The organism is Burkholderia crassaminum (assembly GCF_964265005.1).
GTDB lineage: Bacteria > Pseudomonadota > Gammaproteobacteria > Burkholderiales > Burkholderiaceae > Burkholderia.
This window is the reverse complement of sequence record NZ_OZ183799.1, coordinates 3,460,402-3,484,493: the sequence shown is the minus strand read 5'-3', so window position 1 is coordinate 3,484,493 and position 24,092 is coordinate 3,460,402. Positions and strand designations below refer to the sequence as shown.

At 67.8% G+C, this 24,092-nt stretch carries 25 protein-coding genes; 8 read left to right on the top strand and 17 right to left on the bottom strand.

Translation table 11 applies throughout. From position 1 onward, the window contains the following. Positions 1-2: 2 nt before the first annotated feature. Both ACPTTF_RS16170 and ACPTTF_RS16165 read left to right on the top strand, forming a co-directional pair. Positions 3-1,196, top strand: coding sequence for a class I SAM-dependent methyltransferase (locus ACPTTF_RS16170; RefSeq protein WP_423371730.1), 1,194 nt, complete (start codon positions 3-5; stop codon positions 1,194-1,196). Between the two features lie 12 nt (positions 1,197-1,208). Beyond that, positions 1,209-1,403, top strand: a complete 195-nt coding sequence (locus tag ACPTTF_RS16165; protein WP_059667113.1) for a DUF2905 domain-containing protein — start codon at positions 1,209-1,211, stop codon at positions 1,401-1,403. A 24-nt stretch (positions 1,404-1,427) separates the two neighbouring features. Here the strand turns inward: ACPTTF_RS16165 and ACPTTF_RS16160 are convergent, their stop codons facing one another. The 6 genes from ACPTTF_RS16160 to ACPTTF_RS16135 form a co-directional block, all read right to left on the bottom strand. Beyond that, complete coding sequence (locus ACPTTF_RS16160; protein ID WP_011353424.1) at positions 1,428-1,649, bottom strand: hypothetical protein; 222 nt, start codon at positions 1,647-1,649, stop codon at positions 1,428-1,430. 100 nt (positions 1,650-1,749) lie between these two features. Further along, positions 1,750-2,658: a carbohydrate kinase family protein gene (locus tag ACPTTF_RS16155; protein ID WP_423371729.1), complete on the bottom strand. Its 909-nt coding sequence runs from the start codon at positions 2,656-2,658 to the stop codon at positions 1,750-1,752. Beyond that, positions 2,655-3,935 (bottom strand): AGE family epimerase/isomerase, encoded by a 1,281-nt coding sequence (locus tag ACPTTF_RS16150; RefSeq protein ID WP_166962672.1) that lies wholly within the window; start codon positions 3,933-3,935, stop codon positions 2,655-2,657. The genes ACPTTF_RS16155 and ACPTTF_RS16150 overlap by 4 nt, the downstream gene beginning before the upstream one ends. Then, positions 3,932-4,951, bottom strand: a complete 1,020-nt coding sequence (locus tag ACPTTF_RS16145) for a LacI family DNA-binding transcriptional regulator (protein ID WP_423371728.1) — start codon at positions 4,949-4,951, stop codon at positions 3,932-3,934. Before ACPTTF_RS16145 ends, ACPTTF_RS16150 begins: the two co-directional genes overlap by 4 nt. A 474-nt stretch (positions 4,952-5,425) precedes the next feature. Further along, positions 5,426-7,264 carry an EAL domain-containing protein gene (locus tag ACPTTF_RS16140; protein WP_166962676.1) on the bottom strand — a complete coding sequence of 613 codons (1,839 nt, stop codon included), beginning with the start codon at positions 7,262-7,264 and terminating at the stop codon, positions 5,426-5,428. Positions 7,265-7,703: 439 nt separating this feature from the next. Beyond that, positions 7,704-8,729 (bottom strand): bile acid:sodium symporter family protein, encoded by a 1,026-nt coding sequence (locus tag ACPTTF_RS16135; protein WP_166962678.1) that lies wholly within the window; start codon positions 8,727-8,729, stop codon positions 7,704-7,706. 346 nt (positions 8,730-9,075) lie between these two features. Between ACPTTF_RS16135 and ACPTTF_RS16130 the strand changes: the two genes are divergently transcribed. The 3 genes from ACPTTF_RS16130 to ACPTTF_RS16120 all read left to right on the top strand — a co-directional run bounded on the left by ACPTTF_RS16130 (position 9,076) and on the right by ACPTTF_RS16120 (position 12,123). Then, positions 9,076-9,558 (top strand): peptide-binding protein, encoded by a 483-nt coding sequence (locus ACPTTF_RS16130; protein WP_423371727.1) that lies wholly within the window; start codon positions 9,076-9,078, stop codon positions 9,556-9,558. Positions 9,559-9,903: 345 nt separating this feature from the next. After that, complete coding sequence (locus ACPTTF_RS16125; RefSeq protein WP_129513130.1) at positions 9,904-10,980, top strand: porin; 1,077 nt, start codon at positions 9,904-9,906, stop codon at positions 10,978-10,980. 180 nt (positions 10,981-11,160) lie between these two features. Beyond that, complete coding sequence (locus ACPTTF_RS16120; RefSeq protein ID WP_423371726.1) at positions 11,161-12,123, top strand: LysR family transcriptional regulator; 963 nt, start codon at positions 11,161-11,163, stop codon at positions 12,121-12,123. A gap of 122 nt (positions 12,124-12,245) precedes the next feature. Here ACPTTF_RS16120 and ACPTTF_RS16115 read toward each other — a convergent pair whose 3' ends face one another. Further along, positions 12,246-13,205 carry an NAD(P)H-dependent flavin oxidoreductase gene (locus tag ACPTTF_RS16115; protein WP_166962684.1) on the bottom strand — a complete coding sequence of 320 codons (960 nt, stop codon included), beginning with the start codon at positions 13,203-13,205 and terminating at the stop codon, positions 12,246-12,248. 267 nt (positions 13,206-13,472) lie between these two features. On the opposite strand from ACPTTF_RS16115, the gene ACPTTF_RS16110 reads away from it, so the two are divergent. Continuing rightward, entirely contained in the window at positions 13,473-14,369 is an 897-nt protein-coding gene (locus ACPTTF_RS16110) for an alpha/beta fold hydrolase (protein WP_166962686.1), read from the top strand. A 30-nt stretch (positions 14,370-14,399) separates the two neighbouring features. On the opposite strand, the gene ACPTTF_RS16105 is transcribed toward ACPTTF_RS16110, so the two are convergent. Beyond that, entirely contained in the window at positions 14,400-14,891 is a 492-nt protein-coding gene (locus ACPTTF_RS16105) for an Lrp/AsnC family transcriptional regulator (protein WP_166962688.1), read from the bottom strand. 112 nt (positions 14,892-15,003) lie between these two features. Between ACPTTF_RS16105 and ACPTTF_RS16100 the strand changes: the two genes are divergently transcribed. Then, the gene (locus ACPTTF_RS16100) at positions 15,004-15,906 is read left to right on the top strand and encodes a DMT family transporter (protein ID WP_423371725.1); all 903 of its coding nucleotides are present in this window, start codon (positions 15,004-15,006) and stop codon (positions 15,904-15,906) included. Positions 15,907-16,222: 316 nt separating this feature from the next. Here ACPTTF_RS16100 and ACPTTF_RS16095 read toward each other — a convergent pair whose 3' ends face one another. The 7 genes from ACPTTF_RS16095 to ACPTTF_RS16065 all read right to left on the bottom strand — a co-directional run bounded on the left by ACPTTF_RS16095 (position 16,223) and on the right by ACPTTF_RS16065 (position 20,578). Continuing rightward, positions 16,223-16,708: a hypothetical protein gene (locus tag ACPTTF_RS16095; protein ID WP_423371724.1), complete on the bottom strand. Its 486-nt coding sequence runs from the start codon at positions 16,706-16,708 to the stop codon at positions 16,223-16,225. After that, complete coding sequence (locus ACPTTF_RS16090) at positions 16,705-17,460, bottom strand: hypothetical protein (protein ID WP_423371723.1); 756 nt, start codon at positions 17,458-17,460, stop codon at positions 16,705-16,707. Before ACPTTF_RS16090 ends, ACPTTF_RS16095 begins: the two co-directional genes overlap by 4 nt. 297 nt (positions 17,461-17,757) lie before the next feature. Further along, positions 17,758-17,964 (bottom strand): DUF1289 domain-containing protein, encoded by a 207-nt coding sequence (locus ACPTTF_RS16085; RefSeq protein ID WP_166962691.1) that lies wholly within the window; start codon positions 17,962-17,964, stop codon positions 17,758-17,760. After that, the gene (locus tag ACPTTF_RS16080; RefSeq protein WP_423371898.1) at positions 17,961-18,467 is read right to left on the bottom strand and encodes a YbaK/EbsC family protein; all 507 of its coding nucleotides are present in this window, start codon (positions 18,465-18,467) and stop codon (positions 17,961-17,963) included. Before ACPTTF_RS16080 ends, ACPTTF_RS16085 begins: the two co-directional genes overlap by 4 nt. A 26-nt stretch (positions 18,468-18,493) precedes the next feature. Next, positions 18,494-19,426 (bottom strand): hydroxymethylglutaryl-CoA lyase, encoded by a 933-nt coding sequence (locus ACPTTF_RS16075; protein WP_166962693.1) that lies wholly within the window; start codon positions 19,424-19,426, stop codon positions 18,494-18,496. Between the two features lie 32 nt (positions 19,427-19,458). Next, positions 19,459-20,400, bottom strand: coding sequence for a 2-hydroxyacid dehydrogenase (locus ACPTTF_RS16070; protein WP_166962695.1), 942 nt, complete (start codon positions 20,398-20,400; stop codon positions 19,459-19,461). Positions 20,401-20,404: 4 nt separating this feature from the next. Then, the gene (locus ACPTTF_RS16065; RefSeq protein WP_423371722.1) at positions 20,405-20,578 is read right to left on the bottom strand and encodes a hypothetical protein; all 174 of its coding nucleotides are present in this window, start codon (positions 20,576-20,578) and stop codon (positions 20,405-20,407) included. A 290-nt stretch (positions 20,579-20,868) separates the two neighbouring features. Between ACPTTF_RS16065 and ACPTTF_RS16060 the strand changes: the two genes are divergently transcribed. Continuing rightward, a complete protein-coding gene (locus tag ACPTTF_RS16060) occupies positions 20,869-21,492 on the top strand; it encodes an RBBP9/YdeN family alpha/beta hydrolase (protein WP_423371721.1) in 624 nt (207 codons plus the stop codon). Positions 21,493-21,556: 64 nt separating this feature from the next. Here the strand turns inward: ACPTTF_RS16060 and ACPTTF_RS16055 are convergent, their stop codons facing one another. Both ACPTTF_RS16055 and ACPTTF_RS16050 read right to left on the bottom strand, forming a co-directional pair. Beyond that, a complete protein-coding gene (locus ACPTTF_RS16055) occupies positions 21,557-23,677 on the bottom strand; it encodes a phosphocholine-specific phospholipase C (protein WP_423371720.1) in 2,121 nt (706 codons plus the stop codon). 45 nt (positions 23,678-23,722) lie between these two features. Continuing rightward, positions 23,723-24,007, bottom strand: a complete 285-nt coding sequence (locus ACPTTF_RS16050; protein WP_423371719.1) for a hypothetical protein — start codon at positions 24,005-24,007, stop codon at positions 23,723-23,725. Between the last annotated feature and the right edge of the window lie 85 nt (positions 24,008-24,092).

Here is a 24,092-nt window from a genome sequence, read left to right as displayed (position 1 = left end):
GGATGAACCCGAAAGCTCACGAACCCGCTAGTTTACCTGCTCCCGGCCCTGACGCGCTCGCGCAGTCCGAAACCCTTGCCGCACAACTGCGCGACGAGATCGCGGCGGCCGGTGGCTGGCTGCCGTTCGACCGCTTCATGGAGCGCGCGCTGTATGCGCCCGGCCTCGGCTATTACAGCGGCGGCGCGCGCAAGTTCGGGCGCCGCGCCGACGACGGCAGCGACTTCGTCACCGCGCCCGAGCTGTCGCCGCTGTTCGCGCAGACGCTCGCGCAACCGGTCGCGGACGCGCTCGCGGCGAGCGATACGCGCCGCGTGATGGAATTCGGCGCCGGCACGGGCAAGCTCGCGGCCGGGCTGCTCGCCGCGCTCGACGCGCAGGGCGTCGAACTCGACGAATACCTGATCGTCGACCTGTCCGGCGAACTGCGCGGACGGCAGCGCGACACGATCGAGGCCGCCGCGCCGGCGCTGGCCACGAAGGTGCGCTGGCTCGACGCGCTGCCCGAACGGTTCGACGGCGTCGTGGTCGGCAACGAAGTGCTCGACGCGATGCCGGTGCGGCTGTTCGCGAAGGCGGGCGGCGTGTGGCACGAGCGCGGCGTCGCGCTCGACGCGCGGCAGGCGTTCGTGTTCGACGACCGCCCCACCGACGCAGCCGGCCTGCCGCCGGTGCTCGCGGGTCTTGACGATGCGCACGACGGCTACGTGACCGAGACGCACGAGGCCGCGCTGGCGTTCACGCGCACCGTCTGCACGATGCTCGGGCGCGGCGCGGTGCTGCTGGTCGACTACGGCTTTCCCGCTCACGAGTACTACCACCCGCAGCGCGACAGCGGCACGCTGATGTGCCACTACCGGCACCATGCGCACGACGATCCGTTCCTGTACCCGGGGCTGCAGGACATCACCGCGCACGTCGAATTCACCGGCATCTACGACGCGGCTGTCGCGACCGGCGCCGACCTGCTCGGCTACACGTCGCAGGCGCGCTTCCTGCTGAACGCGGGCATCACCGACGCGCTGGCCGCGATCGATCCGTCGGACATCCGTGAATTCCTGCCGGCCGCGAACGCGGTGCAGAAGCTGATCTCCGAGGCCGAGATGGGCGAGCTGTTCAAGGTGATCGCGTTCTCGCGCGGCATCGACGGCACGCTCGACGCGTTCGCGCGCGGCGACCGCTCGCACGCACTCTGACGGGAGCCCGGCATGCTGCGCTGGCTGTTGACGACGTTCGTCGCGGTGATGATCCTGACGCGCTGCTGGCCGTGGCTCGGCAAGCTCGGCATCGGGCGGATGCCGGGCGACGTCACGCTGACGCTCGGCGGGCGGCGCTACCCGTTCCCGTTCATGTCGACGCTGGTGCTGACGATGCTGCTATCGATGGTGGCGCGGCTGCTGTGAGCCGCGCCTGAAGAGCGGTACGCGTTACAGCTCGATCTCGCCGAGAATCCGGTGCGCGAGCGCTTTCGCCTCGTCGAACGCTTCTTCCTCGCTGGGGCTCGTCGAGTGGACGTCGTAACGCGTGTTCTCGGTGTCGTCCCCGTCGTCGCGCGCGAGGATCACGTAACCCTGGAACTGCCCGTTGCCCGCATGCTGGGTATGCGCCTTGGCCGTGTAGATGCCTTTCGTGAACGTGTTCGTGTCCATCGTGCTCTCCCGCAAAAGGACACTTCATCGTAGCACTGCGGCGCAGCATGTACAGCGTCGCTTATCGGTGACCGAACAGCGTCCGGTCACCGTCTTTCCCTCAGCGTTCGATCAGCGCGACGACCTCGTCGAGCGTCGGCGCGTGCGCGCCCGTATGCCGGCACGCCGCGGCGCCGGCCGCCAGCGCGAACACGAGATGCTCGCGCCACGTGCGCTGCGGCGCGGCCATCAGGCTGAACAGCATGCCGCCGATCGATGCATCGCCCGCGCCGACGGTGTCGGCCACCTCGACGCGCGGCGGGCTGGCCTCGTGCACGTCGCCGTCCGCGTAGAGCGTCGCGGCCTGCGCGCCGCGCGTGACGAGCACGGCCGCGCGCGGGTTCAGCGCACGCACCGCCGCGATCGCGTCGGGGCCGTCGCCGCCGAACAGGTGCCGCAGGTCTTCGTCGGACACCTTGATCAGGTCGGCGAGCGTCGCCATTTTCTCCAGTGTCGGCCGGTACGCGGCCGTCATCAGGTTCCGCACGTTCGGATCGAAGCTGATCTTCACGCCGCGCGCGTGCAGGTCGGCCGCGAGCGCGGCCAGCGTGCCCGCGAGCGGTTCGCGCACGAGGCTGATGCAGCCGAAATGCGCCCATTTCACGTGGTCGGTCCAGCCGGCCGGCAGCCGCGCGGGATCGAACGCGAGATCGGCGCTCGCTTCGCCGATGAAGAAGTACGCGGGCGGGCGCGTCTCGTGGACGATCGCGAGCAGCGGCGGCCGTGCGACGCGCTGCAGGAAGCGCAGGTCGAGCCCGGCCGCTTCGCTCGTGCGCCACAGGTCGTCGGAGAAGCAGTCTTCGCCGATCGAACCCGCGAGCGCGCTCGGCACGCCGAGCCGCGCGACTGCGCGCGCGACGTTCCAGCCGGCGCCGCCCGGCACCGAGGTCCATTGCGCATCGCCCGCGCGCACCATGTCGGTCAGGATGTCGCCCGCCGACACGAAAGCCGGAAACGTGCCGCCGCTCATTGCGTTGCCTCGCTGCGCTGCGCGCGCGCGAGGGTCGCGAGCACGTCGTAGCACGCGCCCATCGTGTGATAGTCGGTCTTGCCGGCCGGGCTCTTCTCGTCGCTGTACTTGCGGTTGTCGCAGGTGAGGATGCGGTACCACGCGCCGTAGCGGTGATCGACGAAGTGCGCCCAGCTGTAGCGCCAGATCTCGTCGTACCAGTCCCAGAAGCGCTCGCTGCCGGTGCGCGCGCCGAGCATTGCGGCCGCCGCGAAGGTTTCAGCCTGCACCCAGAAGTACTTGTTGTGGTCGCAGATCGTGAAGTCGGGGCCGAAGCCGTAGTACAGGCCGCCGTGATCGGCATCCCACGCGTGCGTGAGCGCCGCGTCGAACAGCTCGGCCGCGCGCGGCACGAGCCAGTCGAGCGGGCGGTGCCGCTCGAGGATCAGCAGCAGCTTCGCCCATTCGGTCTGGTGCCCGGGCTGGAAGCCCCACGGACGGAAGATGTTCGAGCTGTCTTCCTTGTTGTAGTCCCAGTCGATCGACCAGTCCGCATGGTAGTGCTCCCACACGAGCCCGCCCGACAGCGCGGCCTGGCGCTGCGTGATGTGGGACGCGAGCTTTTCCGCGCGATCGAGGTACGTGAGGTGGCCGGTCGCCTCGTAGGCCGCGAGCAGCGCCTCCGTCATGTGCATGTTCGCGTTCTGGCCGCGGTACGACGACACGATCCAGTTCGGCGTCGCGTCGTCCGCATAGAGGCCCGCGGCTGCATCCCAGAAGCGGTGCTCGGCCAGCTCGTAGGTCGCCGCGATCAGCGGACGCGCCTCGTCGATGCCGGCCATCGTCGCGTGCGAGGCCGCGAGCAGCACGAACGCGAGCCCGTAGCAGTGGCGTGTGCCGTCGAGGGTCTCGCGCTTCGCGCCGTCGCGCCAGTCGAGTTCCCAGTCGTAGCCCTGCAGCTCGTCGTCCCAGTGCGCATCGCGCAGGAAGCGCAGCCCGTGGCGCGCGTATTCCAGGTGGCGCGGATCGCCGAAATGCCGGTACGCCATCGCGTAGTTGAAGACGAACCGGCAGCTGCTGACGAGGTGGCGCGACGTGCGGTTGTAGATGCTGCCGTCGTCGCGGAAGTAGTGGTAGAAGCCGCCCGTCGGATCGAACGCGTTGGTTGCGTAGAAGCGCAGCGTGTCCTCGATGTGCGACAGCAGGAACGACGGATCGCGGAAGCTCGCGACGAACGGCGCGGCTTGCGTGTGGGCGGCCGGTGCGGCCGTGCAGGGTTGGACCGGGGGCATGTTCATGATTCGGTAGCCGTTGCGATATCGAGTGCCGGGGAGCCGGCGGGCTGGCTGCTGGCCCGCACGATCAGCTCGACGGGCAGGGAGATCTCGGTGCGCTCGGGTGAGTCGGCGAGCAGCAGCTCGACGCCGCGGCGGCCGAGCGCCTCCTTGTCGACCGCGAGCGTCGTGAGCGGCGGGCTCGCGTGCGCGGCGGCCGGGATGTTGTCGAAGCCGACGATCGCGATGTCGTCCGGAATGCGCAGCCCGCGCGCGGTGCACACGCGCTGCGCGGCGAGCGCGGCCGCGTCGTTGTATGCGAAGACGGCTTCCGGGCGCGGGCCCGGCGCGTCGAGCAACTGCTCCATCGCACGCGCGGCGCCCGTGTCGGGATCGAGCCCCGCGTCGATCGTCACTTCATAGGCGGGATCGAACAGTCGCCCGGCCTCGAAGAACGCGCGCCGGTAGCCGATCGCGCGCTGCGCGATGCTGTAGTGCGCGGGCGAGCCGCCGATGAACGCGATCCGCGAGCGGCCGGTGGCGAGCAGGTGGCGCATCGCGAGCGCCGCGCCCGTCGCGTTGTCGATGTTCACCGAGCGCAGGCCGGGCGCCCACAGGTCGATCAGCACGAGCGGCCGGCCGGTCGCGGCGAGCGCCTCGATCGTCTCCGGCTCGATGAAGCCGGCCACCGCGATCGCGTCGGGCGCGTGCGGGCGCATCTGGCGCAGCACGTCATCGTTCGGCCCGACCGTGAGCAGCGTCGGCACGATGCCGCGCTCGCGGCATGCGTCCTCGACGCCGTGAAGCACGTGCGAGAAGAACGGGCTGGCCGGAAAGCGGTTGTGTTGGCGGTGCAGCAGGAAGGTGAGCCGGCGGATGCGCGGCCGCAACTGCGCTGGATCGTAGCCGAGCCGCTGCGCGATCTCGACGATGCGCGCACGCGTTGCTTCGGACAGGCCCGGCTGGTTTTTCAGCGCGCGGGAGACGGTGCCGATCGAGACCTCTGCCGCCCGCGCCACATCGCGAATGGTGGTTCCCATCGTTCGGGGTCCGGTTTGTTTAGGGTGAAAGCGATTGTATAGTAAAACATATCGCGGAATTCGGGCCGGATAGCCGGGGAATACCCGCGAATAACGGGTTTTTAAGCGCTAATCTGCGAAAACGCCGTTACTAAAAATACTAAACAAAACGCGAAAAAGGCAAGGTGGGCGTGCGGGTGTCCGGCGAGCGGGGCGCGGCGGCCAGCGGGCCGGTTTCAGGCCAGCGCGCACGCGTGCCTGGCGGCCTGCTCAGGTCGGCGGGAACGCGGTGCGCAACGAAGGGCCGGGCCGCGTGACGGGGCGGGGCGGACGAACTGGCGAACTGGCGAACGGACGAACGGACGAACGGACGAACGGACGAACGGACGAACCGGCGAACCGGCGAACCGGCGAACCGGCGAACCGGCGAACCGGCGCCACCGCCGTATCGGGCGCCGCCGTGCCCGCGAACGATGGACGCCGGCCGCCCACCGTTCAACGGATGGCCGCGGCCGGCGGTTCGCTGCGATGGCGCAGCGCGGCGCGGCCCGCATCGAGATCGACGACCGCGAGCCCGTCCGGCTGCTGTTTAGCGCGCCGCTTTGCGAGCGCGGCGACCGATGCGATCTCGTCGCTGCCGTAGCGCTTCGCGCCGTGCGCGCCGGCCGGCACGCCGACCGCGCCGATCGCCATCGTCACGAAGCCGAAGAACGCCGGGTTGCCGTGGCGGTCCTCGCCGTGCAGCCCGCCCGCCTGCCGGTCGGCCTGCGTGTAGAAGAGCTGCGCGCCGTCGTTGAAGTGTGCGATCGCGTCGGCGGCGCGTTCGCGCCAGTCGTCGCGCTGGAACAGCACGAGGAAATCGTCGCCGCCGACGTGCCCGAGAAAGTCGCGCTGCGGATCGCACACGCCGGCCAGCACCGTCGCGGCGAACTTCAGCACCTCGTCGCCTTGCCAGTAGCCGTACTGGTCGTTGAACGGCTTGAACTGGTTCAGGTCGACGTAGCACGCATGAAAGCCGGCGTCGCGCTGGAGCAGGCGGTCGATGTGCGCGCTGATCGGGATGTTGCCGGGCAGGAACGTCAGCGGATTCGCATAGCGCGCGGCCTCGATGCGCATCTCGGTCACCGCACGCACGAGGCTCTCGCCGGTGCCGAGCCCGATGTAGCGGCCGTGTTCGGTGATTACGAAGCCGTCCGCGAGATAGCGCTGGTCGTGGCTCGCGAGCAGCATCGCGAGCTGCTCGAACGTCGTCGCGTTGTCGATCATCAGCGGGGCGTCGTTCGCGAACTGCAGGCACGGCTTCTTTCCGAACACCTCGCGGTGGTACGGCAGCGCGAAGCGGTCGATGAAGCCGCGGCGATTCACGAGCGCGACGGGCCGCCCGCGTTCGACGAGGGCGACCGCGTGCAGGTCGGGCATCCGGTTGAACAGGTCGAGCACGTCGTTGCTGGTCGCGTCGCGCGGCAGCGCCGGCGCCGGAACCAGCATCTTCCCGGCGATCGTGCCGGCCGGGCGCACCGAACGCGTCGCGCCGGGAAACACCGCGATGTGCGGCGCGCGGATCGCGTCGCGCGCGGCCGGCGCGACGACCCGCGACGGCTGCGCGTTCGGCCGGCCGAGCAGGAAGCCCTGCACGCAGCAGATACCCATGTCGCGCACGACGATCAGGTCGCATTCGTTCTCGATGCCTTCCGCGATCAGTTGCGCGCCGCTCGCCTGCGCGAAGTGCTGCATCGCCCTCACGGCCTCGAACTTCAGCGGGTCGCGCGCGATGTCGTGGATGAAGAAGCGATCGATCTTCACGACGTCCGGATGCAGGCGCAGCCACAGGTTCATGCTCGCGTTCGCGGTGCCGTAGTCGTCGAGCGCGAACTGGATGCCGGCGTCGCGCAGCGATGCGACCGCCGGTCCGATATGGGCGACGTCCGTCGTCGCGTTCTGCTCGGTCAGCTCGATCACGATGCGCTCGGCGTCGATCCGCGCGCGGCCGAGCAGCAGGCGGGCGCGCTCGCGTTCGCGCGCGAGCTGCAGGATCGTGCCCGCGCTGAAATTGAGGAACAGCTTGCCGTCGCAGCCGAGCGCCGCGAACGCGTCGAGGCAGGTGAGTGCGGCGGCCTGTTCGAGCGCGATGGTCTCGCCTTCGCGCGCGGCCTGCGCGAACAGCGCGGCGGGCGGCTCGAGGTCGGTGCCGCGCGGGCCGCGTATCAGGCCCTCGTAGCCGACGACCGTCCCCGACCCGAGATCGACGATCGGCTGGAAGACGGCGGCGAGCGCGCGATCCGCGATCAGGCGCGTGGTGCTGGCGGCAGCGGAGTCGGAGTGGGGCGCGGGCATGGGCGAGGGCAGCCGAATCGACAGGACGCCCGACTTAACGGCACCGCCCGCGGAGAATTGAATGAAGATTTCGTGACGCGATGGGCATTGCTGGTGCATCGCGCCCGCGGGCGCGTTGGTGCGCAGTTGGGAGGGCGGTGGTGCGGCGGCGCACTACGAAGCGCTCGCTGCTTAGCCCTAATCGGTGTCCAAGCTTACTTGACCACTTCAAAGCGGGAAGCGGGAAGCGGGAAGCGGGAAGCGGGAAGCGGGAAGCGGGAAGCGGGAAGCGGGAAGCGGAAAGCGGAAAGCGGAAAGCGGAAAGCGGAAAGCGGAAAGCCGAAAGCCGAAACGCCGAAACGCCGAAACGCCGAAACGCCGAAACGCCGAAACGCCGAAACGCCGAAACGCCGAAACGCCGGGACGGCACCACCCAATGGCCGTCCCGCCGCCCCGATCGTCAGCGTTTCCCGGCGCTCAGCGCGCCGGGCGCCGCGTCGCCCTCGTCGTGCTCGCCGCTCATGTCGCGCGCCCCCCAGCGCTGCGCGAGCGCCGCGCACGCCATCAGCTGGATCTGGTGGAACAGCATCAGCGGCAGCACGATCGCACCGACCGCGTTCGCCGAGAAGATCACCTTCGCCATCGGCACGCCGGCCGCGAGGCTCTTCTTCGATCCGCAGAAGATGATCGTGATCTGGTCGGCGCGGTTGAAGCCGAGCCGCTTGCTGACGAACGCGGTCAGCAACAGCGCGATCGCGAGCAGCACGAGGTTGACGACGAGCAGGCCGCCGAGCGCGCGCGGCGGGATCTGGTGCCACAGGCCTTCGTTGACGGCCTCGCTGAATGCGACGTAGACGACGAGCAGGATCGAGCCCTGGTCGACGAAGCGCAGCACGCCGCGGTTGCGGTCGATCCAGCCGCCGATCACGGGCCGCAGCAACTGGCCGGCGATGAACGGCACAAGCAGCTGCATCACGATGCTGCCGACGGTGCTCCACGGCGACGCGGCGGCGGCCGACTGCGACGTGATCATCAGCCCGACGAGCGCAGGCGTGACGAAGATCCCGAGCAGGCTCGACGCGGATGCCGCGCACACGGCGGCCGGCACGTTGCCTTTCGCGATCGACGTGAACGCGATCGACGACTGGACCGTCGACGGCAGCGTGCACAGGAACAGCACGCCCGCATACAGCGTCGGCGTGACGAGCGGCTGCAGCACGGGTTTCAGCGCGAGGCCGAGCAGCGGGAACAGCGCGAACGTGCTGAGCAGCACGACCGCGTGCAGCCGCCAGTGGGTCGCGCCCGCGACGACGGCTTCGCGCGACAGCTTCGCGCCGTGCAGGAAGAACAGCAGGCCGACGGCGATGTTGGTCGCCCAGTTGAACGCGTGGGCGGCCGGGCCGCGGCAGGGCAGGAGGCTCGCGAGCACGACGGTGCCGACGAGCGCGAGCGTGAAGTTGTCGGGAAGAAAACGGGGACGGGCCATCGGGAACTCGATTCGGAAACGACTCAGGCGCGCGTCGCGCGCGCGGATGGCGCCATTGTCCCGGTTGGTGATTCACTACACAAATTCATTGTGTGAATCGATTGATGAATCAATCTCATGCGGCGGCGCTCACGGTACCGGCCCGGCCATGCGTAAAACGGCAGAAGAATGTTCTGTCCCGGTCGCATGCTGAAGTGAAAAAACCTAGCAGTAACATGGTGTTACACCGATGCCGGCGACATAACACTTTTTGGCTCGACACGCTTTCGGACCGCCCATAAATTACTGCTGAAAGCCTTGGGTCGGCCGAAAGGAACCGGCGGCGGGCATGGACAGGCACTGAACGATGACGGAACGGGTGAAACGGAAGATCGGACGATGGGTGGCAGGCGTGCTCGGCGCGCTGCTGATGCCGCTCGCGCTCGCGCAGCCGCCCCACGGAGGTCATGCGTTCGGCGGCCACGGCTTCGGTGGCGGCGACATGCGCGCGTACGGTCAGCCGGCTGGCGGTGTACCTGTCTGGCGCCGCGTTGCGCCCCCCGCCGGTGCACGCGCCGGCGGCGTGAGCGGCTACGGCTCCCGCTGGGGGCTGCGGCCGACGCCGTCGTACGGCCACTACGCCGCGCAGAACCCGTATCGGCCGATCAGCGCCGACGTGCGCCAGGTGCCGCGCCCGCCGGGCGGCGGCAACGTGCCGCTGCGCGCCGGTTCGATCCGCGCCGACGTCGCGCGCTACAACGAGGAGCGCGGTGGCCGTCCGATGCCGCCGCCCCGTTCGCAGGAAGAGCCTGCGCATTCGCCGTTTTTCTCCCCGTTCTACCGAAACTGAGCGCCCGCGCGCTCGTCCCCCCGCCGGCTGATGCGAATTCGCCACAGTCGCGCACAGATTTCCGCTGATTTTCCCGCCGCATTGCGCTATCTTTCGCGCCCGGTTCGCGTGTGCCACGCCGCCGCCCGGCCGTGCGACCGCGTTCACGCCGGGCCGCCGGCGGGTACCCGGCCATGTATCAATTCCGCGAAGTTAATGCCGCCGCTATACCAGCAATAAGTGTGCGCAATTTTGACCGGACGAATGATCCGTAAAGATGGCTGCGCCCCATACGACGCAAGCACTCGGCTCCAAAAAACAACGCTCGCGCCACTTATCGACAATTCGACAAAATCTGGAGATCCAATGAAAGCATTCGCTCGCCGTGCGTCGCGCACGTCCGTCAAGCTGATCGCCGCGGCTGCCTGCGTGGCGGCTACCGCTCCCGTCCATGCACAGTCGAGCGTGTCGCTCTACGGTCAGGTCGACGAATGGGTCGGCGCAACCAAGTTCCCGGGCGGCGACCGCGCGTGGAACGTGAGCGGCGGCGGGATGTCGACGTCGTACTGGGGCCTGCACGGCACCGAGGATCTGGGCAACGGCTACAAGGCGATCTTCACGCTGGAAAGCTTCTTCCGTGCGCAGAACGGCCAGTTCGGCCGCTTCCAGGGCGACACGTTCTTCGCACGCAACGCGTACGTCGGCATCGATTCGCCGTACGGCACGGTGACGGCCGGCCGCCTGACGACGCACCTGTTCCTGTCGACGATCCTGTTCAACCCGTTCTACGATTCGTACACCTTCTCGCCGATGGTGTACCACGTGTTCCTCGGCCTCGGCACGTTCCCGACCTACCCGAGCGACCAGGGTGCCGTCGGCGATTCGGGCTGGAACAACGCGCTGTCGTACACGTCGCCTTCGTTCGGTGGCCTGAATTTCGGCGCGATGTACGCGCTCGGCAACCAGGCCGGCGACAACCGTTCGAAGAAGTGGAGCGCGCAGTTCAACTATGCGAACGGCCCGTTCGCGGCGACCGCCACGTACCAGTACGTGAACTTCAACAACGGCCCGCAGGACCTGAGCGCGCTGGTGGCCGGCATGAAGAGCCAGGGCATCGCGCTCGTCGGCGCGACCTACGACCTGAAGCTCGTGAAGCTGTTCGGCCAGTACATGTATACGAAGAATGACCAGGTCGCGGGCAGCTGGCACGTGAACACCGCGCAAGGCGGCGTGTCGGTGCCGCTCGGCGTGGGCAGCGCGATGGCGTCGTACGCGTACTCGCGCGACGCGGGCGGCCTCGACCAGACGCGCCAGACCTGGGCCGTCGGCTACGACTACCCGCTGTCCAAGCGCACGGACGTCTACGCGGCGTACATGAACGATCACATCAGCGGCCTGTCGAGCGGCAACACGTTCGGCGCCGGTATCCGCGCGAAGTTCTGACGCGCACGCGCGGCCGGCTCGCCGGTCGCACGCGAAAAACGCGTCCCGACTGCATGTTTTCCCGCCAGAACGGCGCCGCCACCCGCGGCGCCGTTTTGCCTTTCTTGACCTTTCTGTTTCCTCGCCTTTGTTACCCTATCTCGTAATTGGACCATTCCCCCGTCATTACGAGCTAGTTCGATGGATACCCTCGTCAGCATGAATGTGTTTCGCTACGTCGTCGAAGTGGGCAGCTTCGTCGGCGCGGCCGAGCGCATGCAGATGTCGGCTGCGATGGCGAGCAAGCACGTGATGCATCTCGAGCAGCAGCTCGGCGCACGGCTGCTGCATCGCACGACACGACGCGTCGCGCCTACCGAGGCCGGACGCGAATATTACGAGCGCCTCGTGCAGGCGCTGTCTGAACTCGACGAAGCCGGGCAGGCCGTCGGCGCCGCGAGCGTGGTGCCGCAAGGCAGGCTGCGCGTCACGTCGCTGTCCGCGTTCGGGCTGCGGCACGTGATGCAGGCCGTCACCGATTATGCGGGCCGGTTCCCGGACGTGACCGTCGACATGACGCTGTCCGATCGCGTGGTCGACCTGATCGAGGAAGGCTACGACGTCGCGGTGCGCGCGGCGCCGAACGGATTGAAATCGTCGTCGCTGGTCGCGCGGCAGATCGCGACCGCGCACATCCTGCTGGTCGCGTCGCCCGAGTATCTCGAGAAGCACGGCACGCCACAGACGATCGCCGATCTCGCACACCACAACTACCTGCGGCGCGACTCGAATTCGACGATGCTCGACTCGCTGGTGATCGACGCGGCCGCCGCGTCGCGCGTGAGCCTCAACGGCAACCTGATCGTGAATCACCTCGAAGGGCTGCGTGCGGCCGTGCTCGCGGGCGCGGGCATCGCGCTGCTCGGCACCGAGGTGGTCGGCGACGACATCGAGTCCGGCCGGCTCGTGCCGGTGCTGCTCGATGCGGTGCCGCCGCACGAGGCGCCGATCTATGCGGTCTACGCGAGCCGTCGCCACGTGTCCGCGAAGGTGCGTTCGTTCGTCGACTTCCTGGCGGCGCGTTTCGAAGGGCAGTCGCTGTGCCCGTCGATCGAATCGCACCTGCGTGTGCTGCCGATTACGCGGATGAAGCGCGCGGTGTGAACCGTGCATCCCGCCGCGGCGGGGCGATGAAAAAACAAAAAGCGCGAACCGCTGCGGCTCGCGCTTTTTGTTTTGTCCGACGGTATGCGCACCGGTGGCGGCCGTGATGGCCGCCGCATCCGTCAGCGCGGGATGCCGAGCCGCGCCTTCGCGTCGTCGTACTCGCGCTTCAGGCGCTCGACGAGCGCGCCCACGCTCGGCAGGTCGTCCATCAGGCCGACGCCCTGGCCGGCACCCCAGATGTCCTTCCACGCCTTCGTCTTGTCGCCGCCGAAATTCATCTTGGTCTTGTCCGATTCCGGCAGCGCGTCCGGATCGAGGCCGGCCTTCTCGATGCTCTCGCGGATGTAGTTGCCGTGCACGCCCGTGAAGAGGTTCGTGTAGACGATGTCGGACGATTTCGCGTTCACGATCGCGTGCTTGTAGTCGTCGATCGCGTGCGCTTCCTGCGTCGCGATGAAGCGCGTGCCCATGTAGGCGAAGTCGGCGCCCATCGCCTGCGCGGCGAGGATCGAGCCGCCGTTCGCGATCGCGCCGGACAGCACGATCGGGCCGTCGAAGATCTTGCGGACTTCACCGACGAGCGCGAACGGCGACGTGGTGCCCGCGTGGCCGCCCGCGCCGGCCGCGACGAGGATCAGCCCGTCGACACCGGCTTCGAGCGCCTTCTGCGCGTGACGCAGGTTGATCACGTCGTGCAGCACGATGCCGCCGTAGCTGTGCACCGCGTCGACGATCTCGCGCGCCGGTGCGCGCAGGCTTGTGATGAAGATCGGCACCTTGTGCTCGACGCAGACGCGCACGTCGTGCTCGAGCCGTGCGTTCGACTGGTGGACGATCTGGTTGACCGCGATCGGGCCGATCACCGCGTCGGGGTGTTTCGCCTTGTGGTCGGCGAGCTCGGACTGGATCTGCGTGAGCCACTCGTCGAGCAGTTCGGCCGGCCGGGCGTTGAGCGCGGGGAACGAACCGACGATGCCCGCCTTGCATTGCGCGAGCACGAGTTCGGGGTAGCTGACGATGAACATCGGCGACGCGATGACGGGCAGCGTCAGGTTCTGCAGGACGGTGGGCAATGCCATGTGATGTCTCCAGTCTCCAGGGGGCGGCCGCACGGTCGCGCCGCCGCCATGCTTTGCGGTCGAACGGCAATTCGAGTGTAGCTGCGAAACGAGGTCGTCCTTATTAATACGAACGATCGTGCGATTCTACGCGAGCTTAACAAATCGCGCGGTGTGGCGGCAATCGAGTGAGTGTTCTCTTTCTACGGATTCTGGTGTTTACCGCGCTGTGAAGACGCGCCGGCGCTCCTAAAATAGTCGCCATAACAAACCAACGAGAAACAAACCATGTCGTTTGAGGCGTTTGCACCGTTTCGCGTGACGGTGCAGGACACCGACATCTTCGGTGTCAAAGGAGGCGCGGGTCCGCCGCTCCTGTTGCTGCACGGACATCCGCAAACCCACATGATCTGGCATCGCGTTGCCGCGACGCTCGCGGATCATTTCACGGTGATCGCCACCGACCTGCGCGGTTACGGCGCGTCGGGCAAGCCGCCGAGCGATGCGCAGCACGCGCCGTATTCGAAACGTGCGATGGCGGCCGACCAGGTCGCGGTGATGCGGCATTTCGGTTTCGAGCATTTCCATGTGTGCGCGCACGACCGCGGCGCGCGGGTCGCGCACCGGCTCGCGCTCGATCACGCGGACGCCGTCGAGCGGATGATGCTGCTCGACATCGCGCCGACGCTTGCGATGTACGAGAAAACCGATCGCGCGTTCGCGACCGCGTATTTCCACTGGTTCTTCCTGATCCAGCCGGAGCCGCTGCCCGAGATGCTGGTCGGCGCGCATACCGATGCGTACATCGAGCGCGTGATGGGCAACCGGTCCGCCGGGCTCGCGCCGTTCGCGCCCGAGGCGCTCGCCGCGTACCGGGCGGCGCTCGCGCAGCCTGGCGCCGTGCATGCGATGTGCGAGGACTACCGCGCGTCCGCGACGATCGATCTCGAGCACGACCGTGCGGATCTCGAGCGCGGCAACAAGGTCGCGTGCCCGCTGCGCGTGCTGTGGGGCGAGAACGGGATCGTCGGCCGCTGCTTCGATCCGCTCGACGAATGGCGTCGCGTCGCGCGCGACGTCAGCGGCCGCGCACTCGAATGCGGGCATTACATTCCGGAAGAGGCGCCGGTCGCGCTGATCGACGAACTGCTCGCGTTCTTCGAGGCGCGCGACGCGGCCGCCTGACGGCACGCAGGCGGGCGCGTGCCGGCTTGCTCAGCGGTGCGCGCCGTCGTCCTCGACGAGCGGCGGCAGCCGGCGCGGCACCGGCGTCGATTTCACGATCGCGGTGCTCGTCTCCGCGCGCTCCGTCACCTTCGACAGGATGTCGTCGAGGTGCTCGATCGTGCGCAGGTAGAGCCGGCAGATGAAACAGTCCTCGCCGGTCACCTTGTCGCACTCCACGAATTCGGGAATCCGCCGCAGCAACTCTTCGACGAGATGCAACTGGCCGGGCAGCGGCTTCACGCGAACGATCGCCTGCAGCGTGTAGCCCAGCGCGCGCGGGTCGAGCTCGACGGTGAACGCGGCGATCACGCCTTGCGCCTCGAGCCGCCGCACGCGATCGGCGGTCGCGGGTGCCGACAGCCCGATCTGCCGTGCGAGTTCGCTGGTTGCGATGCGCGCGTCGTCGGCCAGCGCCGCGAGGATCGCGCGATCGGTCGCGTCGAGCGACGTGACGGCAGGCGGGGAAAGGCGTTTCGGCATGATCGCTTTGCTTTCGAAGGTGAATCGTTTGTTTCACTTCAGTTTAGCCATGGCTGCCGCGAAAGCAAGTTTCTAGAATCGAAGTCATCCACTCTTCCGAACGGAGTTCACGATGGCTTCGAATGAAATGCGCCGCGGCGCCGCCGAGATGGTCGTCGCGATGATGATGTCCGGCACGATCGGCTGGCTCGTGATGTCGTCGCAGCAGCCGCTGACGAACGTCGTGTTCTTCCGCTGCCTGTTCGGCGCCGCGACGCTCGCGATCGTCTGCGCGGCGTTCGGCTTCCTGCGCCGCGCGCTGTTCTCGCCGAGGATGCTCGCGCTTGCAGCGCTCGGCAGCGTCGCGATCGTCGCGAACTGGCTGCTGCTGTTCGCCGCCTATTCGCGTGCATCGATCTCGATGGCGACCGCCGTCTACAACACGCAGCCGTTCATGCTCGTCGCACTCGGCGCCATCGTGTTCCGCGAGCGGATTACCGCGTCGACGGTTGCGTGGCTCGCGCTCGCCTTCGTCGGACTCGTCGCGGTGGTGCGCGTCGAGCCGGCCGTGCTCGCGGTGCCGGGAGAGTATCTGGAAGGTGTCGCGCTGTCGCTCGGTGCGGCGTTCCTGTATGCGATCTCGTCGATCGTCACGAAGCACCTGAAGGGCACACCGCCGCATCTGCTCGCGCTGCTGCAGGCCGGCCTCGGCGTCCTGCTGCTCGCGCCGTTCGCGCACTTCGGCACGTTGCCGGCGACCGCCGCGCAATGGTTCGACCTCGTCGTGCTCGGCGTCGTGAATACGGGCCTGATGTACGTGCTGCTGTACGGCGCGATCCAGAAGCTGCCGACCGCGATGACGGGGGCGCTGTCGTTCGTCTATCCGGTCGTCGCGATCGTCGTCGACCACGTTGCGTTCGGGCAGACGCTCGCGTGGACGCAGGTGTTCGGCGCGCTGCTGATCCTGCTCGCGGCGGCCGGCGTGAATCTTGGCTGGCGCATCGTGCCCGCGCGTCGCGCGGCAGTCGGCAGCTGAAACGGTCGTGCGATTCGGCGCCGCTGCGGGCATCGTAGCGGCGCGCCGAATGCGAATTTCAGGAGCGAGTATCGCGGGCGGATGGCGCGTGCATGGCGAGCGAAAGCGGTGCACGCGCACGCGTGAAAGACGCTGTAAGAAGTTGTAGGGAAACACCCGATGCGAGCGGTGCGCGTCGCTCGTATGATGCGGGCTGTGACGTTGATCACGTTCACAGGATTCCGATCTCATGCCGTTCGCCTGTCAGGTTGAACGGCTTTTTTTTATGCGCGACCGTCGCAACGGCGTTGAACGTCCCGTTCGATACCGGTTTGTTCTATGCGAGAGAGTCGTGATCGATCCGACCACCCTCGATCACGAAGTGCGGGCCGTCGACGCCCGGTGCAAAGAGCCGCCAGTCTTCTTCGTGGGCCATGCCCGTCGGCGTGATGACAAGGCTCAGCCCGGCGGACAACGTGATCCGGGCTTGCCCCGATTCGCCGCCAAGTGCACGTTGAACGGTCATTGGGCCATGCCCGATCAATAACGCTTCAAGACGCTCCACCGTTCGGCGCGCTTTGTCGTCGGATACGGAAAGATCGTCCTGAGTTGCGACGATGTCGTTTTCTCGCTGGAATTGCCAATCGCATTGAATGTGCAGCGCCCATGCGCCTACCCACTTCACCGTACCTTTTCGCGTGGTGGTTTGGCGCATCGGGCCGAACTGTATCGTCAGCAAGTCGGCTGCACGGTTGATGCCGCCGATGTCGAGACCTTCGAGAACGGCGAGGTGCCGGGTAATCTGTTCGTGAATGCTGGTCATGAGCTGCCCCCAAACATGTCTCGTGCACGCTCGAGAATTTCATGATATCCGAGCCCTTCTCCACTTATCTCTTCGTGAAGCAAACGTGCCTGACGCTTATTCAGATCCAATATTTTGACAACGGTTTTGAATTGCTTGTTTTGTGCTTGATTGTTGCCGGGCAGGCCGTCGCTGCCCGCGAGTTGAAGGGCATCATTGGCGATCGGAGCGTCGGATCGATACTCAAACGGCGGCGTGCTACCGAGTGCGCTTGCAATGGTGCCGTCTGGCAGCCTGTCTCCCGGGTTCGCTCGCCATATTGCAATTCCATCGTCGGCGGGAAGTCTGAGTCGCGTTCGGCCGGGCATGCCAAAACTGGCTGCCATACGGGCCGGGCGCTTGAATAACTGAGATGGCGTAAACGTGATCGAGTACGGCCGCGGCTCGTCATTCGTGCGCCTTGGCGTTCCGGATGAGCGCACCTGCTCGACGACCGCGATGACATCGCCGTTGCTGACAGCGCGCTGTAGCGCCTGCGACAGTCGCTGCGGATCGGTACGGTCGACATAATGGTCGACGCGGCAATTCTGAAGAAACCTGCGAAGCCCCTCCAATTGCGTGGTATCACGCGCCAAATGTCCCGCGCTGATCAACTGGACGCGTTCCTTCCCCGCCTTTTCACCCGGTGAGCCGGTAGGGAAGCGCGAACGATATTCGCTGCGGCTGTAGAGCAAGCAGTGTTGGCCAACTCCCACTGAAAGTTCAAAGGACACGGACCCTCTCTTCGAAGAGGGTTCAAGCAACATGTGACGCTCGTTGTCCGCCCTCGTCGCAACTTACTGAGAGGGGGCATCGTAAAGCCACCGCCGCGTCACCGGCATTCTCGGTGTCGAGCGTGGCGGCCGGGATTCGTTGTCGGGCTCACGGAACACGGGCGCAGCGTGGCTGCACACGATCTTGCCGGTTCAATACGGGGCGGGGACAAGGTTAGCGAGTGTCATGGCTGCCATGTTGTGTGACAGCGGCAAGGACGGTTCCGACCTTGGCGAGACACGTGTGCCCGGCGATCTTTATGCACCGCTCCTCGCAATCAGCCGCCGCCGCGCATCGAGCCGCGCGAGCAACGCGCGCCTCGCGTCGTCATCCGACGTACGCCACCCCTTGATCTCGTCGCGCGTGCGCAGGCAACCCGCGCACCAGTCGGTGCGCGGATCGATCCGGCATACGTCGGTGCACGGCGAGGCCACCGTGCCGATCGGCACCACGACGTCGCTCATGCGGGTTCCCGCAACGCGACGTCCGCGACCGGCGCGCCCGTCAGCGACACGAGTTCGTTCGGCGACAGGTTGAACACCGCATGCGGATGGCCGGCGGCTGCCCACAGGCTGTCGAGTTCGAGGAGATCGGCGTCGATCAGCGTGACGGGGTCGACGAGATGGCCGATCGGGCAGACGCCGCCGATCGCATAGCCGGTGTTGTCGCGCACGAACTTCGCGTCCGCGCGGCCGACCGCGCCGACCTGCGCGGCGACCTTCTTCTCGTCGACGCGATTGACGCCGCTCGCGACCACGAGCACGGGCGCGCCGTCCGACTGCCGGCGAAACAGGATCGACTTCGCGATCTGCGCAACCGAGCAGCCGAGCCCGGCCGCGGCCTCGGCCGACGTCTTGCCGGTTTCGGCGAGCATCACGATGTCTTTCGCATGGCCGCGCTCGCGCAGCAGCAGCGCGACGCGTCGCGCGGAATCGGGAAGTGAATCGAATGCAGCAGGTGTCGTCATGTTGAAGAATCCATCGAATACCGGGGTCATGCGCAGTTCGCAGCGTCGGCCGCGCTCTGCGCCTTGGCGAGCAGTGCGCGACCGGCGCGCGACACGTTCGCGCGGCCGATCGCGTTCGAGATGAAGTCGCCGGCGGCGACCACCTGCGCGAGGTCGACGCCGGTGTCGATGCCGAGGCCCTGCATCAGGTACAGCACGTCCTCGGTCGCGACGTTGCCGGTCGCGCCTTTTGCGTACGGGCAGCCGCCGAGGCCCGCGACCGACGCGTGGAAGATCTCGATCCCTTCGAACAGCGCCGCGTAGATGTTCGCGAGTGCCTGGCCGTAGGTGTCGTGGAAGTGGCCCGACAGGCGTTCGCGCGGGAACACGCGCGTGACGGCCGAGAGCACTTCGCGCGTGCGCTTCGGCGTGCCGACGCCGATCGTGTCGGCGATGTCGATCTCGTCGCAGCCGAGCGCCGCGAAGCGCTCGACGACGTCGACGACCGAGGCGACCGGCACTTCGCCCTGGTACGGGCAGCCGAGCGTGCACGACACGCTGCCGCGCAGCCGCAGGCCCGCATCCTTCGCCGCCTTCGCGACGGGCTCGAAGCGCGCGATGCTCTCGGCGATGCTGCAGTTGATGTTCCGCTGCGAGAACGCCTCGCTTGCCGCGCCGAAGATCACGACTTCGTCGGCGCGCGCGGCGAGCGCATTTTCGAAGCCCTTCAGGTTCGGCGTGAGCACCGAGTACACGGTGCCCGCGCGGCGTTCGATGCCGGCCATGACTTCGGCGCCGTCGGCCATCTGCGGCACCCATTTCGGCGACACGAACGACGCGGCTTCGATGTTGCGGAAGCCGGCCTGCGACAGCCGGTCGACGAGCGCGATCTTCACGTCGGTCGGCACGAAGGTCTTCTCGTTCTGCAGCCCGTCGCGCGGGCCGACTTCGACGATCTTGACGGCGGTGGGGAACGTCATGGTTGTCTCCTGGTTTTCATGTAAGGCTGAATTCAATAGCCGCGCGCGTAGTCGACGATGCCGCCGACGCGCTCGCCACGCTCGAACGCGCGGATCTTGCCGGCGATCTGCTCGACGGCCTCCGCGCGCAGCGTTTCGGCCGAGCTGTGCGGCGTGATCGTGATGCGCGGCGCGCGCCAGAACGGGTGATCCTCGGGCAGCGGCTCCTGGTGGAACACGTCGAGCGTCGCGGCGGCGACGCGGCCGCTCGCGAGCGCGTCGAGCAGGTCGGCTTCGACGAGATGCGCACCGCGCGCGACGTTGACCACGTATGCGCCCGGCGCGAGCCGCGCGAAGGCACGCGACGACAGGACGCCGTCGGTGTCGGGCGTGCTCGGCAGCAGGTTGACGAGTACCTTCGCGCCGTCGATGCATGCGTCGAACGCACCGTCGCCGGCGAAGGTTTCGACGCCGTCGAGCTGCTTCGCGCTGCGGCTGTAGCCGCGCACCGGAAACCCGAGGGCGGCGAGCGCGCACGCAACCTGTGCGCCGAGCACGCCGAGGCCGAGCACGGCGACGGTGAAGCTTGCGCGGGCATGCGGTTCGAGCGGGCGCCAGCGGCGCTCGCGCTGCTGGAGTTCGTATTCGTCGAAGCGGCGCAGGTAGCGCAGCACCGCGTGCGTCACGTATTCGACCATCTGCTGCGCCATGCCAGAATCCTCGAGCCGCACGAGCGGCACGTGCGGCGGCAGCGTGCCCGGATGCGCGCGGTCGAGCGCAAGCAGCGCATCGACGCCCGCGCCGAGATTGAAGATTGCGCGCAGCCCGTCGCGCGGGGCGAAGAACTCGCGCGGCGCGCGCCAGACGAGCGCGTAGTCGGCGGCAGCCGTATCGCCCGGCTGCCACGCGCGCAGGTGGGCTTCCGGCAGCGCGTGCGCGATCTCGTCGCGCCACGCGGCGGCTTCCTGGTGCGGGGAATAGAACAGGATCTTCATGCCGTCACTTCGCGAACGATTGGCCGATATTCGTGTGGACGCAATCGCAATCGGCCCGGTGAACCGCATTGCGGCCCGTGCCGCGGCCGGGCAAGCCGGCGTGAACCACGCCGGCGCGGCGCGTCACGGGAAAAGCGGGATCGAACGGGCGCAGCGCGCCGGCGGGCGTAGCGGACATCGGGCATCTCCTGACCACAGCGCCCGGCGCGTCGGCGCCCGGCCCTGTTTCGCGTGAAGCTGACGGGAAGCCCACATTCTACGGTTTCGCGGCGCATCGCGCGCCGGTGCTCGGGGCGGGCGACCGGTGTGGGTGACCGCCCCGGGGCGCCGTTCGGCGGATGGCCGCCCCGCGGACGGCCGCCCCCCCGGAGGGCCGGCCCCCGCAAAAGCAAAGCACAAAATATTGGTTCGGCCGCCGGGGACGCCGCGCCACAATCGAAGCCCGTCTTCAAGCAAGCGAGGGCAATCATGCGCGCATGCAGCAAATCGGCGTGGCCGCCGCGGCTCGTCACCGTTCCGGGCCTGCACGGCAGCGAAGGCGCTCACTGGCAGACCTGGCTCGAACGGCAGTTCCCGCGCTCGCTGCGCGTCGAGCAGGACGACTGGGACGCGCCCGATCTCGCGCGCTGGGCGCAATCGGTGCGCGCCTTGCTCGACCGCGAACGCGGCCCGTTCGTGCTGGCCGCGCACAGCTTCGGCTGCCTCGCGACCGCGCATGCGCTCGCGCAGTGGCCGCAGGTGGGCGACGTCGCGGGCGTGCTGCTCGTCGCGCCCGCCAGTCCGAAGAAATTCACGTTTGCCGGGCCGTTCGACGCGCGCCGGCTCGCCGTGCCGTCGATCGTGATCGGCAGCGAGACCGATCCGTGGATGCCGCTTGCCGATGCGCGCACGCTCGCGCAGCACCTGGGCAGCGCGTTCGTGAACCTCGGCGACGCCGGGCACATCAACACCGCGGCCGGCTTCGGGCCGTGGCCGCGTGCGAAGTACTTCGTCGACACGCTCGTCCACTGCGCGGCACCGCTGCGCTTTCGCGACGCGGACGACGCCTTCGAAGCCGCGCTCGTCGACCGCGCGCTCGCGTACGCGGTCTGACTCTGACGGACCGGGCGGGTGACGCGCGGCACGGCGGGTGCCGTGCCACGCCGCGCCGTTGCGCTTACGCCGCGGCGACGGGCCGCACCGCGGCCGGATCCGAATAGCTCGGCCGGCCGTTCTCGACGTGGCCCGCGAAACGGCGCGAGAAGGTGCCGGCCGCGCCGTCGCTCACCGTCACGTCATACCATTGGTGGCTTGCCGCGAGTGCCCATTGCTCGACGCGCTCGTCACCCCCATGCAGCGTCACTTGCCGCGACGGCGCGCCGTACGCGTTGTCGGTCAGCGTCAGCGTGACGTGAGCCCCACCAGGGTTGCGCAGGTTCAGGTACAGGTTCCCGTTCGAGACGTCGTAGCCGGCCTTTACTTCCGGCTGCGCAGGGTTGCGGTGCTGCACGGCCGGGGCCGACACATTGCCCGAGAACACGCGCACGAAGCCGTTCGGCCCGTACACCGAGAACGTGTACGCGCCGTTCGTCGCCGTCAGGTCGAAGTCCGCATGCAGCACGCGGCGTGCGCCGACCGTGTAGCGCCACGGGCCGTCGGTGCGGTTCGTCGCATACACATGGAAGTGCGCGCCCTGGTTGCCGCGGTTCGCGAATTCGATGCGCAGCTTCGTCCCGCCGTAGATGCTCGCATTCACATGCAGCTCGTACGGCAGCGCACGTGCCGGCCGCACGCCGGGCTCCTGCGGGTCGACCGGCGACGGCGTCGCGGGCACGGTCGGCGCGGGCTGCGACGTGCACTGCTGGTCGGCGATCGAACGGTACTGGCTCGTGTCGGGCAGCGGCGGGAACGACGCGTCGGACGAGCGGAAGTCGAATGCCGTGGTGAGGTCGCCGCACACCGTGCGGCGCCATGGCGTGATGTTGGGTTCGTCGATGCCGAAACGTTCGCCGATGAAGCGGATCACCGACGTGTGGTCGAACACCTGCGAGCACACGAAGCCGCCCTTCGTCCACGGCGACACGACCGTCATCGGCACGCGCGGCCCGAGGCCGTACGGCAGGCCGTCGGCCGTATAGCTGCCGCCACGGCCGGGGTTCACGACCGTATGCAGCTCGCCGTCGGTCGTCACGGTCGACGCGCCTTGCGCGGCCGACGTCGGCGGCTGCGGCGGCACGATGTGGTCGAAGAAGCCGTCGTTCTCGTCGTACATGATGAACAGCACGGTCTTGCGCCATACGTCCGGGTTCGACGTGAGCGCGTCGAGGATCTGCGACGTGTAGTTCGCGCCGTACGCGGGCGTGTATTTCGGATGCTCGGAGAACGCGGCGGGCGGGCACAGCCACGACACCTGCGGCAGCCGGTCGTTGATCACGTCGTTCTTCAGGTCGTCGAGCGTGCGCACCGTCTGCGCGCGCTGGTACAGCGACGAGCCGGGCTTCGCGTTGATGAAGTTCGCGAAGTTCTGCAGCACGTTCGTGCCGTAGTTGCCGTTGTACGGATCGTTGCCCGTCGTGCCCTGCTGGTAGATCTGCCACGATATGCCGCGTGCTTCGAGGCGCTCGGGAAAGGTCGTCCATGACAGCAGCTGGTACGCGGGCGGCCCGTCGCCGTCGACGTAGTCGCTGTTGTCGAGCAGCGGGCCGCCGAACTTGCCGGTCGGGTCGACGGTGCCCGTCATCAGGTACGAGCGGTTCGGGTGCGTCGGCCCCGGCAGCGAGCAGAAATAGTTGTCGCACACGGTGAACGCATCGGCGAGCGCGTAGTGGAACGGGATGTCCTCACGCACGTGATAGCCCATCGTCATGTCGGTCTTGTTCGCGGGCCACTGGTCATAGCGGCCGCCGTCGATCGCCGCGTGCGTCTTGTACCACGAGTGGTCGAGGTCGCCGACGCACTGCGCGCTGGTCGTCAGCGTGTTCAGCCGGAACGGCAGCACGGGCTTGGTCGGGTCGGCCTTCGACGGCTGGTACCACACCGGCTTGCCGTTCGGCAGCGGGATCGGGAAGCGGTCGTTGTAGCCGCGCACGCCGCGCAGGTGTCCGAAGTAATGATCGAAGGAGCGGTTTTCCTGCATGAACACGACGATGTGCTCGACATCGCGGATCGTGCCGGTGCCGCGCGCGGCGGGAATCGCGAGCGCGCGGCGGATCGATTCGGGGAATGCGTTGAGCGCGACGGCGGCGCCCGCGGATTGTGCGACGGTATGCAGGAAACGGCGGCGGCTCGATGACGTCATGTTATTTCACCTCGGTTCTGCGGTCGGGGGACGAAAGCGGCGGGATCAGCCTGGCGACGACGCGGCGGCGCTCGACGCGGTCGCATTTGCCGTGGGCTTCGCGTCGTCGTCATCATCGGGCGGGTAGTGCACGACGGGCGGTGCGAGCGGCGCAGCATCGGACGCGGCGGCGTTTGCGGTTGCGTCGTTGTTGAATGCGCTGGCGGAGCTGGCCGATGCGCCGGCCTGCTGCGACGCGTCGGCCGTGGGTGCGTCGTGCGGCGCGTCGTCGCTGCAGGCGGCGACGAAAGCAGCGGCACAAAGAACGACGACGACGGCAACGCGATGCATGACTTCTCTCCTGGCAGGCTGATCGGGAAACGTTTTCGAGTATGCCGATGCGATGCGACGTTTCGGTGAATCGTTTGCGACCGGC